Source organism: Psychroserpens damuponensis (assembly GCF_000826655.1).
Taxonomy (GTDB): Bacteria; Bacteroidota; Bacteroidia; order Flavobacteriales; family Flavobacteriaceae; genus Psychroserpens; species Psychroserpens damuponensis.
Genome location: NZ_JXJO01000017.1, coordinates 22,232 through 36,702, shown reverse-complemented (window position 1 = coordinate 36,702; position 14,471 = coordinate 22,232). Strand labels below are relative to the sequence as shown.

Annotated in this window: 11 protein-coding genes; 6 read left to right on the top strand and 5 right to left on the bottom strand. The window is 33.9% G+C overall.

The features are described 5' to 3' along the window. Positions 1 to 31 precede the first annotated feature (31 nt). Positions 32 to 1,486, bottom strand: a complete 1,455-nt coding sequence (locus TD29_RS08980; RefSeq protein WP_040280208.1) for a membrane dipeptidase — start codon at positions 1,484 to 1,486, stop codon at positions 32 to 34. Positions 1,487 to 1,596: 110 nt separating this feature from the next. Here TD29_RS08980 and TD29_RS08975 point away from each other — a divergent pair, with 110 nt between their 5' ends. Beyond that, positions 1,597 to 2,364: a M90 family metallopeptidase gene (locus tag TD29_RS08975; protein ID WP_040280206.1), complete on the top strand. Its 768-nt coding sequence runs from the start codon at positions 1,597 to 1,599 to the stop codon at positions 2,362 to 2,364. A 13-nt stretch (positions 2,365 to 2,377) separates the two neighbouring features. On the opposite strand, the gene TD29_RS08970 is transcribed toward TD29_RS08975, so the two are convergent. The 4 genes from TD29_RS08970 to TD29_RS08955 all read right to left on the bottom strand — a co-directional run bounded on the left by TD29_RS08970 (position 2,378) and on the right by TD29_RS08955 (position 7,283). Further along, positions 2,378 to 4,612: a xanthine dehydrogenase family protein molybdopterin-binding subunit gene (locus TD29_RS08970; RefSeq protein WP_040280205.1), complete on the bottom strand. Its 2,235-nt coding sequence runs from the start codon at positions 4,610 to 4,612 to the stop codon at positions 2,378 to 2,380. An 11-nt stretch (positions 4,613 to 4,623) separates the two neighbouring features. Beyond that, positions 4,624 to 5,085, bottom strand: a complete 462-nt coding sequence (locus tag TD29_RS08965; RefSeq protein WP_040280203.1) for a (2Fe-2S)-binding protein — start codon at positions 5,083 to 5,085, stop codon at positions 4,624 to 4,626. A 64-nt stretch (positions 5,086 to 5,149) separates the two neighbouring features. Next, positions 5,150 to 5,731: a nucleotidyltransferase family protein gene (locus TD29_RS08960; RefSeq protein WP_052467049.1), complete on the bottom strand. Its 582-nt coding sequence runs from the start codon at positions 5,729 to 5,731 to the stop codon at positions 5,150 to 5,152. 4 nt (positions 5,732 to 5,735) lie between these two features. Beyond that, the gene (locus tag TD29_RS08955; protein WP_040280201.1) at positions 5,736 to 7,283 is read right to left on the bottom strand and encodes a hypothetical protein; all 1,548 of its coding nucleotides are present in this window, start codon (positions 7,281 to 7,283) and stop codon (positions 5,736 to 5,738) included. Between the two features lie 147 nt (positions 7,284 to 7,430). On the opposite strand from TD29_RS08955, the gene TD29_RS08950 reads away from it, so the two are divergent. Genes TD29_RS08950 through TD29_RS08930 form a run of 5 tightly spaced genes read left to right on the top strand, consistent with a single transcriptional unit; the run spans position 7,431 to position 14,404 of the window. Beyond that, positions 7,431 to 8,606, top strand: coding sequence for a 2-isopropylmalate synthase (locus TD29_RS08950; RefSeq protein WP_052467048.1), 1,176 nt, complete (start codon positions 7,431 to 7,433; stop codon positions 8,604 to 8,606). A 43-nt stretch (positions 8,607 to 8,649) separates the two neighbouring features. After that, positions 8,650 to 10,056 (top strand): 3-isopropylmalate dehydratase large subunit, encoded by a 1,407-nt coding sequence (gene leuC, locus TD29_RS08945; RefSeq protein ID WP_040280199.1) that lies wholly within the window; start codon positions 8,650 to 8,652, stop codon positions 10,054 to 10,056. A gap of 10 nt (positions 10,057 to 10,066) precedes the next feature. Beyond that, entirely contained in the window at positions 10,067 to 10,657 is a 591-nt protein-coding gene (gene leuD, locus TD29_RS08940) for a 3-isopropylmalate dehydratase small subunit (RefSeq protein WP_040280198.1), read from the top strand. 45 nt (positions 10,658 to 10,702) lie between these two features. After that, positions 10,703 to 11,821, top strand: coding sequence for a 3-isopropylmalate dehydrogenase (gene leuB, locus TD29_RS08935; protein WP_040280197.1), 1,119 nt, complete (start codon positions 10,703 to 10,705; stop codon positions 11,819 to 11,821). Between the two features lie 3 nt (positions 11,822 to 11,824). After that, the gene (locus TD29_RS08930; protein ID WP_040280196.1) at positions 11,825 to 14,404 is read left to right on the top strand and encodes a phosphoenolpyruvate carboxylase; all 2,580 of its coding nucleotides are present in this window, start codon (positions 11,825 to 11,827) and stop codon (positions 14,402 to 14,404) included. The last annotated feature ends 67 nt before the right edge of the window (positions 14,405 to 14,471 follow it).

Sequence of the window (14,471 nt, the reverse complement as noted above, 5' to 3'; positions counted from 1 at the left end):
TATTAAAAATTAACGCATTTGATTACATGTCTTATTTAAAATTTTGTTTTAAAAAGGTGTCAGCATTTATAAATAATACGCGATCTATAATGTTTTCTGCGGAAATTTGATTTTGTTGAAGCAATTGCGATTTATGTTCATTGAGATAATCGTTGGCTTTTTCAATTAAATAGGGTTTGATGTCTTTGACGTTTTCTGCGGTCCAAAGGCCTTTAATTGGGTTGACGATGCCATCAAAATCTGAACCTATAGCTACGGTTTCCCATGCTGGCAATCCGTTTTTGTTTAATAATTCACCAATATGACGAATTTGCCTCCATATTAAATCAGATTTGTTTTTATAGCGTCTCTTTTTACTTGGCCAATAAATACGTGATGCATTTATCGCTTTTTGATTCGCAATACGACGCTCATCTAATTGTAAACCAAAAATGCCGTTTGATTTTGCAATACGTATGATTTCATCATCATAGAAATTGATGTCGTCTTCTCTAAAGTACTGACTTTGTTCGCCATCTGCAATAGTAGGTTCAGCGATAGATCGTTTGCCATTTGCTGCGCCATGACTTACTATTATTGGAATATTTTCATGTTGATACGTCGTTTCTAATAATGTGTAATATGTTGTTCTAGACGCTCTACTCATATGTTTAACGTCTATGAGAATGCGTTTGCCTTCGGTATTGTCTAGTAATTTATCAATGACTTTTAGGCCTAAGTCTGTAATGTCTGTATCAAGACCGCGATTTTGATTCTCCTTAATTAAACCAATACTTATGCTTCGTGCATGACCGCAAATTTCATTGTAAAAGTGGTGCGCAAGTGTTAAAAAAAAAGGTTTGTGTTCCCAGTTTTTTACAGTTTCTAAATTATGTAATACAGTGGTTTCATCGGCTGTGTTTTCATCTTTTTTTAAACCTGTTTCAAAGGCATGGCCACCTTCAATAGATGGTACAAGACTTATTATTTTGCGTGTAGCAGTTGAGGTGCTTATATTGGTTGATATTTCCGTGTAATTATTAACTAAACGGTAGGTGAACGTTATACCATCAATAACTTGAGCGAAATTGTGCAGCTGCTTGTAATAATCATATTCATCATTTAAATCTTGAAAATAACTATTGTGACTTCTTAAATTATCTATGCGTTTGTGGCTAACTCCTGCTGCTAAATTGACTAATAAATCTGGAATAAATTTAACACCTAGCATTTGGTCTTTAAGAAAATGCTTTTCAAAAGGATACAGTGAAATGACAACGATATTACATTCGGCTTTGGCAAGCGCAGTTAAATCTGTTTGCGTAAATTTTGTAAGTGTTAATATTTTATTGAATTGTCGCTCTAAGAAATTTGGCGGACTATAATGCCAAATAGAGTTTTTTCGTCCGCTATTGAGATTATTTTGCTTTGTAGGTTCGTACTTAAAACTCTTACCGTAAGGTTTTAAGGATGGATGACAATGGATGTCGATGTATGATTTATTCATTTTTTAAGTTGGTAGAGTTCGCATTTAAAGATATTCATTTTTATGAAATTTAAAGTTAATATCATTGAAAATCATTAGATTAGACATCTCAAATTTCTAACCATCAATTAATGTTATATAACCTAATTTTTATTGCACTTTTTTGTTTTGTTATTTATGTATTTTACAAAATGTATTCAAAAAAGGTGAAAGTTTTTCCACCACATTGGCATACTATTTTACTTAAAGAGGTTGCTTTTTATAAAAAGTTAGAACCTAGTGAACAAAAACGTTTTCAAGATAGAATGATGCAGTTTTTAGGAGAAGTTTACATTGATAGTGTTGATTTTAAAATTGAAGAACTAGATGAAATTTTAATCGCTTCGAGTGCTGTAATTCCTGTGTTTTCGTTTAAAGAATGGCATTATCCAACCGTAACAGGTATACTTGTGTATCCTAACAATTTTAACGAAGATTTTGAATTTGCAGACCAAAGTAAAACCAAACGAATTGCAGGTGTTGTAGGTTCAGGTCGCTTAGAGGGTAAAATGATTTTATCTAGAAAAGCCTTGTATCATGGCTTTAATAATAAAACCGACAAAAGCAATACTGCTATTCATGAATTTGTGCATCTCATTGATAAAATGGACGATAATATTGATGGTATTCCAGAGGTGTTGATGCAAAACATGAATGCCATCCCTTGGTTAAAATTAGTGCATGATAAAATGGAAGCTATAAATAATGATGCCTCAGATATTAGAGCCTATGGTGGCACAAAACAAGCTGAGTTTTTTGCCGTAGCTTCAGAGTATTTTTTTGAGCGACCAAAACTAATGAAGCGCAAGCATCCTGAATTATTCAAGATGATGGCTGAGTGTTTTAGGGTGAAATTTTAGTGCTTCGGAAATTTTAAACCTTCAAGCCTGCATCATGTTTAATTAAAAATTTAGCAAACGGTTGTTTTGTTAATATTTGACCTGTTGCGGCTTTTATAGCATTTGCTAAAGCGCCTCCAGCAGGAGGTAATCCTGGTTCTCCCAAACCGGTTGGCGATAAATCATTCTCTACAAAAAAGGTATTAACAATTGGAGTTTCTTTCATTCTAATTAAACGATAGGTGTTGAAGTTGACATCTTGAGGTGTTCCATTTTTAAATGAAAAATCTCCATACATCGCATGACCAATACCATCAATAACACCACCTTCAATTTGATTTTTAGCGCCTGTTGGGTTAACTACGATGCCGCAATCTACAGCAACAGTCACTTTTTCAACCATTGGTAACCCGTTTTTTAAGGTGATATCAATAACTTCTGCAACGTGAGTATTGTGACTATAATAGGCCGAAAATCCTTGATATACTCCATCTTTTGTGTTTCCCCAATTACTTTTTTCAACAGCCAGTTTTATCGTGTCTGTCATTCGCTTTGCGGAATATTGTATATTAGAATCTTCGCCATCTTTCACATTTTTAAGCAAGTCTAATCGTAATTGCACAGTATCTATGTCTAGTACACCTGCCAATTCATCAAAAAAACTTTGTTCTGCAAACGCTAAAAAATTAGTGTATGGTGCTCGCCAAGCTCCTGTTGTAATATTACTTTGGTAGTTTCCAGATTCTACTTTGTAATTTTTAATCGCTCCTGCAGGAAAGAAATGTGGTATCAAGCCATACATATTAGAGTTAATCGCAGCTTCCTTTAGGCTATAACCAGTAACTTTTCCATCTTTAATAGATGCGGCAATTCTGTATGTAATTGCTGGACGATACACACCCAATGACATGTCGTCTTCTCTTGTAGAAATCAATTTAATAGGTTGTTTCATCTTATCTGCAATTTCTGCAGCTTCGTAAACAAAATCACCATAAAGACGCCTTCCAAATCCTCCACCCATTCGTGTCATATCTACATGTACGTCTTCAAGATTTCTACTTAATAATGAAGCCACAACTTTAGCTGCTGCTTCTGGAGTTTGTACAGGACCAACTAGGTGTACTTTCTCATTAGTAACATTAGCGAAAAAATTCATGGGTTCCATACAATTATGAGGTAAAAAAGGGGACTCGTAGGTGCGCTCTAAAATGTTGTCAGCTTCAGCAAATGCTTTGTCAATATTGCCATCTTCACGTCTAGTCTCTAGGTTTTTACCATCTAGAATTTTTAGGAGTTCGTTATCATGTAGTGCAGTGCTTTCAACCAAAGAATCTTCTTTCCATGTCGCTTTTATCGCTTTTTTACCTTTTATTACATCCCATGTGGTTTTTCCAATCACAACCACTTTATCTGTGTTGCTTAAGCGTACACTCCAATGCGCAGAAGGGTCAAGCTTATCTTGACTTAAATAGCGTCTTGCCTTTTCTCCAATCGTAATAACGTCAATAACGCCAGGTAGAGCTTTAGCTTTAGAGGCATCATAAGATGTTAAAATTTGACCAAAAGCAGGAGGTCTCAGCACAGAGGCATATAACATACCGTCTTCCTTGTAGTCTAAGCCAAATAAGGGTTTGCCAGTGATAATTTTGTCAATATCAACATTGATAGCGTCTTTACCAATAATTTTATAGTCTTTGGTTTCTTTTAAGTTGACATTTTCTGGAACCTCGAGATGTGCAGCTTCGTTAACAACATCGCCATAGCCTAGTGTATCTCCATTTGTGTTTTTAATAATTCCTTCGGAAGCTGAGCAAGTTGCTGCATCTACATTCCATTTAATAGCTGCTGCATTAATAAGCATTTGTTTTGCCGTAGCTCCTGTTTGACGAAGTGCATCCCAACCAAAACGTATGGACTGACTTCCGCCAGCCACTTGCCTGCTAAAATTTTTTGTATCTAAGGCACCTTGAGACACAGAAACATGCGTCCATGGTACATCTAATTCTTCAGCAATAATCATTGGCATTGCCGTTTTTACACCTTGACCAATTTCTGGATTTGGCGAGAAAATGGTAACGTAGCCGTTTTCGGCAATCTTAATAAAAGCATTAAAATCTTTGAAGTTTAATTTTGAAATATCAACAGGAGGAACAATAGCTTCTTCACAAGATGTTAGAAAATTAAACCCAATTAAAAGTCCGCCAGAGGCAAGAGCAGAAGTGCGTAGAAAATTACGTCTGCTAAAAGTGATTTTGTTTTTATGTTCCATGATTTCTTAGCTTAAGACATTTTTTTAGCAGCGAGAGCCACTGCTTTTTCTATTCTGTTATAACTAGCGCATCTGCACAAATTTCCATTCATGGCATTTCTAATGTCTTTGTGATTAGGGTTTGGATTTTGGCTCAAAAATGACGTTGCTGTCATAATTTGGCCAGCTTGACAATAGCCACATTGAGGTACGTCTAATTCTTTCCAAGCTTCTTGTACGGGATTTAGTTTTTCATCGGCAAGTCCTTCAATAGTTGTGATATTTGCACCTTCCATACTAGAAATTGGGATGGAGCAACTTCTAATTGCTGTGCCATCAAGATGTACTGTACAAGCACCACATTGTGCAATTCCGCATCCAAATTTGGTGCCTACTAAATTGAGTTCGTCACGAAGTACCCAAAGTAAAGGCGTGTCTTCTTCTACGTTTACAGAAACTGTTTTTCCGTTAATTTTTAAATTATAACTTGCCATAGTTAAAAAAATATTTAGCTAAAGTTAACCATTAATTGTATTAAATAGGTTGTGTGTTAGCTTTTTATAGCGAATTCAAAAAATTAAGATAATCGTCCTGCGTGTCAATATCAATTAATTTATCACTTTCTATGGCAATGGCTTGTGTTCTTTGAGTATTTAAAAAGTTTTTTGCGCCTTTATCGCCTTTTAGTTGTAGTAATTGGTTGAAGTATGACTTCGGAAAAATAGCTGGTACACCAAGCGTCTTATTGTATTGAGATGCTATAATTTGAGTTGGGCAATTTTCCGAAGAAAGAATTAAGGCGTTAATATAATTTGAGTCTACTTTAGGTTGGTCGCCAAGAAGTATCAATACGGAATCGAAATTTTTGTCTTTTAAATAGGTGATACCTGCAATAATACTAGAGCTTAATCCATCATTAAAATGGGGATTTATTATAATGTTGACATCATAATGCGATATTGATTTTTGAATGACGTCAGCTTGTGATCCTAATACACAAAATACGCGATTAGCTTTAGAGTGGATTGCATTTTCAATGCTTAAACCTAAAAGGGTTTTGTTGCCAATTGGGAGTAGTTGTTTTGGCGTGCCCATTCTTGTCGAGTGTCCTGCGCATAGCATTAATATGGCAACATTCATCAATTTAGGTAGTTTGGTTTTCTAAATATTTAGTTTGAATGATGTTATCAACAGGTGTATTGCTAATTTTACTTTCTAACCAAGAAATGATATCGAGATATAAAAATGCACGCCTTTCAAACGGATGGTTTTCAAAAGTTTTAAGTGTGGCATGTAATTCTTTAAACGCATTTTTAAGATCATGCGGATAAATATCTTGTAAACCTCTAATAAATTTGATCATTTCTTTTTGCACTTCGTGAAGATCATTCATTTTAATTAAGAACTTGTATGTGCTACGAAGTAAGGTGTCTAAATGGTAGTCTAATCCTGCTTCATAATGTGCTACAAGGTTTAGTACTCTAGAAAAGCACAGTAAATCTTCACGCATAGATAACGATTTGTTAGATATGATTTTATCTAAGTATTTTATACATGCTTTGTTGTTTCCAGTGCCAAAATGTAAACTTGCAAACTTATAATAGAATACCATTTTATGATGATCGTCTATTTTGTTGTCAAAGCGTTTTAGGCTTTTTTCTATCTTCGGAATTAACTCTAATCCTTCTTTGAAACTTCCATCAATAAAGTGCTTATTTATATCATGAAAGTTAGAGTATAAAAATGTTAATGTTTGTACGTTTTCATCCTTTGGAAACGATTTGTCTTCAACTTTTAATTTGAGATTAGAGAGTATCTCTACAAATTTTGGTTTGTTTCTAATAAAGAAAATAGACTCTAGTAAATAATTTGTGCCTTTTAAGAAGAAAACGGGATTTAATTGAATCATATTTGGGTATTCTTCAAATAAATCAACCCATTTTGAAGCATATTTGTAGCAATTTTTAAAATCCTGAAGTAAAAAACTATACCATAAATAAGCATTATACAGCCAGAGTTTTTCTCTAAAACCTAGATTTTGAATTTTGTATTTGGGAAGTCTTGCTTTAAAGTAAGCGGTTACTTGTTTACTTTCATCTTCGCTTTTTACATAACCTGTTTTTAAAATTATACTGTAGAGTTGTAAGGATAAGTTAGATAATTTGCTTGCAATTACATTTTGAGCACTGAGCTCTTTGGCTTGTATGGTGAGTTCGTCTGCTCTAGTGCTTATACTTCTTGTAATGTATTGAGCTTCAATTATTTTTTCGAGTTCAACAATTTCAAAAGCTAGATTTTTTTCTTCATTTTGAATGGCGACATCTTTGGCTTTATCTAAAATTCTTAAACTTTGTTTGTATAAACCCTTATGGTATAAAATGGAAGCGAAATCGAGTTGTTCTCTAATTTGTGAGCGTATGTTTTGGTGTGAAGGGTTAAGTTTTAAGCTAATTAAAATTTGTTTGTAAAGATGTGCTTTTACATTAGCTAATTGTTGTTTTTTAACAATGCCGCTTTTTAAAATAACAGATTCGTCATACACATTAGTCTTATCTAGTAAGTTAAAAAGATTTAAAAATTTAGAATCAGAATTAACATCAAGACGTCCAACATACAGTTTAAATTGTCGTTTTTCAGATTTTGTTAAAGACTTAACTAATAGAAATAAATTATCTTTTTGACCCTTCGTCATCAATAGGTTTTTAATGTAACTAATTGTTAATCAGTGTTTAATGTGTTGTTTTGTCTTTTGAACATCGTAAAACATAGATTATCGTAGCGTGAATTTACAAATTGAAAATATACATTCGTTAGACAATACGAAAATATATTTTGATAAATGTCAGATAATAACATACAAATCTTCGATACAACGTTGCGTGATGGAGAACAAGTTCCAGGATGTAAATTAAACACAGAACAAAAAGTTATCATTGCTGAGCGGCTAGATATTTTAGGTGTTGATGTGATAGAAGCTGGTTTTCCGGTGTCTAGTCCTGGAGATTTTAAATCTGTTCAAGCTATTTCAAAAATCGTTAAAAATGCTACGGTTTGCGGATTAACACGAGCTGTAGAAAACGACATAAAAGTAGCGGCTGAAGCATTAAAGTATGCTGCTAAACCAAGAATTCATACAGGAATAGGTACTTCTGACTCTCATATTCTTCATAAATTTAAAAGTGATAGAAATACAATCATACAACGCGCTTTTGATGCTGTAAAATACGCAAAGTCATTTGTTGAAGATGTTGAGTTTTATGCTGAAGATGCTGGTAGAACAGATAACGACTATTTAGCTAGAGTATGTGAAGCAGCAATTAGAGCAGGAGCAACCGTTTTAAATATTCCTGATACTACAGGGTATTGTTTGCCTAGCGAATATGGCGCTAAAATTAAATATTTAAAAGAAAATGTAAAGGGTATAGAGAACGCTATTTTATCATGTCATTGTCATAATGATTTAGGATTGGCAACTGCAAATTCTATTGAAGGTGTTATTAATGGTGCACGACAAATTGAGTGTACAATTAATGGTATTGGCGAACGTGCAGGTAACACGGCTTTAGAAGAGGTCGTGATGGTGTTGAAGCAACATCCATATCTTAATTTGGATACAAATGTGAATACATCAATGCTTTTTGGAATGAGCCAATTAGTGAGTGATAGTATGGGAATCTATACACAGCCCAATAAAGCCATTGTTGGTGCAAATGCATTTGCTCATAGCTCTGGGATTCACCAAGATGGTGTGATTAAAAATCGTGAAACTTATGAAATAATTAATCCTAAAGATGTTGGTGTAACAGAGTCTGCGATTGTGTTGACAGCAAGAAGTGGAAGAGCAGCTTTAGCTTATAGAGCCAAAAATGTAGGTTATGAATTAACAAAACTACAGTTAGATGATGTGTATGCTAACTTTTTGAGTTTTGCAGATAAAAAGAAAGAGATTAATGATAACGATATTCATCAAATCATTGAAACTAGTAAAGCTTTCAGTCAGATAATTTCAGCATAAATATAAGATTACCGCTTTCGCGGAAAAGAAAATAAAATTTTTAATGGGAAAAACATTATTTGATAAAGTCTGGGATTCACATGTGGTCAATACGATAGAAAATGGTCCGCAGATTTTATATATAGATAAGCATTTGATTCATGAGGTAACAAGTCCGCAAGCTTTTAATGAGTTGGAAGATCGCGGAATTCCGATTTTAAGACCAGATCAAATTGTTGCAACTGCAGATCATAATACGCCAACCCAAGATCAAGATCAGCCCATTAAGGATGAGTTATCGAGAAAACAGTTGGCTCAACTTTCAGAAAATTGTAAAAAAAATAATATTACATTATACGAGTTAGGTCACCAATATAATGGAATAGTCCATGTAATGGCTCCAGAGTTGGGTGTTACACAGCCAGGTATGACCATGGTTTGTGGAGATAGTCACACCTCAACACATGGAGCGTTCGGAGCCATTGCATTTGGTATAGGAACAAGTCAAGTGGCTCAGGTTTTTGCGAGTCAATGTTTGTTGCTTAAAAAACCAAAAAGTTTAAGGGTTACGGTTAATGGCAATCTTAATTATGGTGTCCTACCAAAGGATGTCATTCTTTATATTATTTCTAAACTCGGCACAAACTCAGGTACAGGTTATTTTTGTGAATACGCAGGTAATGTGTTTGAAGAGATGAGTATGGAAGGTCGTATGACGGTTTGTAATATGAGTATTGAAATGGGAGCAAGAGGAGGAATGATTGCACCAGATCAAACCACATTTGATTATGTAGAAGGAAGAGAATTTGCGCCTAAAGGGGATGCTTTTGATGAAAAAGTAGCTTATTGGAAAACCTTACCTACCGATGCCGACGCTCAATTTGATAAAGAATACCATTTTGATGCTCAAGATATTGAACCAATGGTTACCTATGGAACCAATCCAGGAATGGGAATTAAAATTTCAGAATATATACCAGAAGTTAGTGATGCTTCTTTTGAGAAATCATTAAAGTACATGAACTTCAAAAAAGGAGAATCCCTTATTAATAAACCTATCAATTTTGTGTTTATTGGGAGTTGTACCAATTCTAGAATTGAAGATTTTAGAGTCGCAGCAAATTATATAAAAGGAAAGAAAAAAGCCGATAATGTTACAGCTTGGTTGGTGCCAGGAAGTAAACAGGTGGAAGCTCAAATAATACAAGAAGGTTTAAAAACTGTTTTTGAAGATGCAGGTTTTGAATTGCGTCAACCTGGATGCTCAGCGTGTTTAGCTATGAATGATGATAAAATTCCGCAAGGTGAATATTGTGTGTCCACTTCTAATAGAAATTTTGAAGGTAGACAAGGTCAAGGCTCTAGAACTATTTTAGCAAGTCCTTTAGTTGCTGCGGCAACAGCAGTTGAAGGCAAGATAATTGATATTGCTAAGCAATTGGCTTCTGCAAGTTCGGCCTTAATAAATTAATATAAAAAAAATGGAAAAGTTTACAACATTACAATCTAGAGCCATTCCGTTACATATAGAGAATGTAGACACAGACCAAATTATACCTGCTCGATTTTTAAAAGCTACAGATCGAAAAGGCTTTGGTGATAATGTGTTTAGGGATTGGAGATATCATAAAGATGGTACCATAAACCATGATTTTGTTTTAAATGATCCAAAATTTACAGGTAGTATATTGGTTGCTGGAGATAATTTTGGTTGCGGATCAAGTAGAGAGCATGCAGCTTGGGCGATAACTGATTTTGGATTTAAAGTAGTTGTGTCTAGTTTTTTTGCAGATATTTTTAAAGGTAATGCGTTAAATAATGGGTTGTTACCTATACAGGTTACTGAAACTTTTTTAGAAACGCTATTAACTCAAATTGAAAAACATCCAGAAACGATAATTGAGGTGAATCTAGAAAATCAAACTATTGAGGCTAAAGATTTAGGTTTATCATCACATTTCGAAATAGATCCTTACAAAAAAACATGTTTGATTAATGGTTATGATGATATTGATTATCTTGTAAATAATATTAAACTAATTGAAGCTTTTGAGTCTCAAAAAACATATTAATAACTAATTTATATTTCCGTTTCTACGGAAATGAAAACATATTCGATGAAATTACAAATTGCAGTATTGCCAGGAGATGGCATTGGTCCAGAAGTTACAGATCAGGCTATAAAAGTGTTGAAAGCTATTGCTTCGGAGTTTGACCATTCATTTAAATTTAAAACAGCAGATGTTGGAGCTGTTGCTATAGATAATCACAACGATCCCTTGCCAGAAGCAACATTAAATTTATGTAAATCAAGTGATGCTATTTTGTTTGGAGCTATTGGTCATCCTAAATATGATAATGATCCTTCGGCTAAAGTTCGTCCTGAGCAAGGTTTGCTTAAATTGAGAAAAGAACTTGGGTTATTTGCTAATATCAGACCTGTAAAAGCGTATGATTCACTTTTGGAGCAATCGCCTTTAAAACAACATATTATAGAAGGTGTAGATATTAGCATTTATAGAGAATTAACTGGTGGTTCTTACTTCGGAAAAAAGGAATTGAGTGAAGATGGTAACAGAGCATCAGATTTATGCGAATATTCACGAGAAGAAATAGAGCGCATCGCTCATTTGGCATTTGATGCAGCTCAAAACAGAAACCATAAGGTCACTTTGGTAGATAAGGCTAATGTGCTTGAAACATCAAGACTTTGGCGAAGCGTTGTGACAGAAGTTGCTAAACAATATAGTGATGTAGAATTAGATTTTTTGTTTGTTGATAATGCAGCAATGCAAATGATTTTAAATCCAAAACAGTTTGATGTGATTTTAACTGAGAATATGTTTGGAGATATTATAAGTGATGAAGCTAGCGTTATTGGAGGTTCTATTGGTTTGTTAGCTTCGGCTTCGGTAGGGAAAAAACATGCCATGTTTGAACCTATTCATGGCTCATTTCCGCAGGCAACTAATAAAGGAATTGCAAACCCAGTAGCTTCAATTTTGTCTGCAGCTATGTTGTTAGAGCATTTTGAATTATTTAATGAAGCTCAAATGATTAGGATAGCGGTTGATAAATCATTGAAATTAAATATTTCAACTCCAGATATCAATACAAAATACGATGCTATTACCACTTCTAAAGTGGGAGATTTTATTGAAGATTTTATTAATAATCCAGGTGATACTAATATGAATTTTACAAATATACATTTAGGTCAATCAACAATAATATAAAATATGCCTACACAGCCTAAGCTTACCAGGTTTAATCAAAACGTACTGTCTAAATATCAAATTTATAACAGTATTTTCATGACATTGCCTTTTGATACGATTACAAAAACAGGAGCGCTTTTACCTTTGTTTCACGAAACGTGTAGTAAGGGGTTTGCTGCAGGAAACAATCCTACAACTATTGTAGAATCCTTCTTTAAAAAGTATCAAGCAAGACGTTCGGTAAAAAGTCAAACAGATTTATTATTTCGTTTTATTCAATATATTGAGCGGCAAGTTGTTTTGTTCGATGCGGTTGAAGACGCAGCTTTTCCTGTTGTTAATAATATGGATGGGATTGGTACATTGCGTAGTTTAAAAGAAGCGGTAACTGCCGAAAACAAACTAGAAACACTTAAAAAATATTTAGAAGAATTTAAAGTGCGAATTGTGCTTACTGCACATCCAACTCAATTTTATCCAGGTTCTGTTTTGGGTATTATAACAGATTTAACTGAGGCTGTAAGAGAAAATGATTTGTTAAGAATTAACGACCTGTTGGCTCAACTTGGTAAAACACCATTTTTTAAGCATAAAAAACCAACGCCTTATGATGAAGCAGTTAGTTTAATTTGGTATTTGGAAAATGTGTTTTATAAATCCTTCGGAACTATTTATGATTATATCCAACAAAATATTTTTGACGGCCAACATATCAATAATGACATTATTAATATTGGTTTTTGGCCAGGAGGTGATCGAGATGGGAACCCTTTTGTAACTCCAGAAATCACACTTAAAGTGGCCAATAGATTACGAGAAACTGTAATAAAAAATTATTACAGAGATGTACGACGTTTAAGGCGAAAGCTAACCTTTGAAGGTGTAGAGCAGCGAATAGTTGCTTTAGAAGCAGAGCTTTATAAAATAATTACTCACGAAAAGTCATCATTAACTTTAGAGTTTTTGACATCAGAGTTAAAAGATATAAAACAAATAATAATAGATAAACATCAATCGCTTTACGTGACTGAAGTTAATAGTCTATTAAACAAAATACATTTGTTTGGTTTCCATTTTGCCAATCTAGATATTCGTCAAGATAGTAGAAAACATGCGCAATATTTTAACGATATGGTTAATGTATGTATTGAAAGTGGTAGTGAGATATTTCCGAAGAATTATCATGAATTGTCAGAAATAGAGCAAATTCAAATCTTGTCTAAAGTTCAAGGCGAAGTTGATTTGTCTTTAATTAAAGATGAAGAAACCTTAAAGGCTTTAAAAACCATGAAAGCCATAAAAACGATTCAAACTACAAACGGAGAAGTTGCAGCAAATCGTTATATCATAAGTAATAACCAAACAACATTGCACGTCATGCAGTTGTTTGCTATGCTTAAGTTGGTTGCGTTTCAGGATAAATTATCGGTTGATATTGGGCCTTTATTTGAAACAATTACAGATCTAGAAAATGCTCCACAAGTGATGGAGGATTTATATACAAACCCTGAATACATCGCACATTTAAAATCTAGAGGGAATAAGCAAACCATTATGCTAGGTTTTAGTGATGGCACTAAAGATGGTGGTTATTTAATGGCAAATTGGGCAATTTATAACGCTAAAGAGCGCTTAACTGCTGTGTCGCGAAAATATGGTATTACTGTTATTTTCTTTGATGGACGTGGAGGTCCACCAGCAAGAGGAGGAGGGAAAACGCATAATTTTTATGCGTCTTTAGGCCCAACGATTGAAGATAAAGAAGTGCAACTAACAATACAAGGTCAAACCATTTCATCAAATTTTGGTACGTTAGATTCGTCACAATATAACTTAGAACAGTTAATTAGTTCTGGGATTTACAATAGTTTAAGTGATAAAGATTTAAGCATGCATCCAGATAATAGAGCTGTAATGGATGACTTGTCTAAATTAAGTTATGAAGCTTATAAAAACTTTAAAGCGCATCCTAAATTCATTTCGTATTTAGAACATATGAGTACCTTAAAGTATTATGCTAAAACAAATATTGGAAGTCGACCGTCAAAAAGAGGAAAGTCAGAAGGTTTGATTTTTGAAGACTTGAGAGCGATACCATTTGTAGGGTCATGGAGTCAATTAAAGCAAAATGTCCCAGGGTTTTTTGGAGTAGGAACAGCCTTAAAGCATTATGAAGATACTAATCAATTTGAAAAAGCGCAATTGCTGTTTCAAACATCAGATTTCTTTAAAACACTCATTCAAAATAGTATGATGTCTTTATCCAAATCATTTTTTGATCTCACAAAATATATGAGTGAAGATCCAGAATATGGCGCTTTTTGGAATCTGATTTTTGAAGAATATCAAACCTCAAAACGATTGCTTTTAAAGCTTACAGGTTATAAGGAATTAATGGAAGAGGAGCCAGCAGGTAAGGCGTCTGTTGCTGTTAGGGAATCGATAGTTTTGCCACTGTTGACCATTCAGCAATATGCTTTGAAAAAAATCCAGGAGTTAGAAAAAAATGGAGTAACTGAAGGAGAAGAGATTGAGGTTTATCAAAAAATGGTAACACGTTCTCTCTTCGGAAATATTAATGCAAGTAGAAATTCTGCTTAAAACAAATTGTTAATTACGAGATGATCTGGATATGTTAGTCTTGATGTTAACTTATCAATTGTAGATA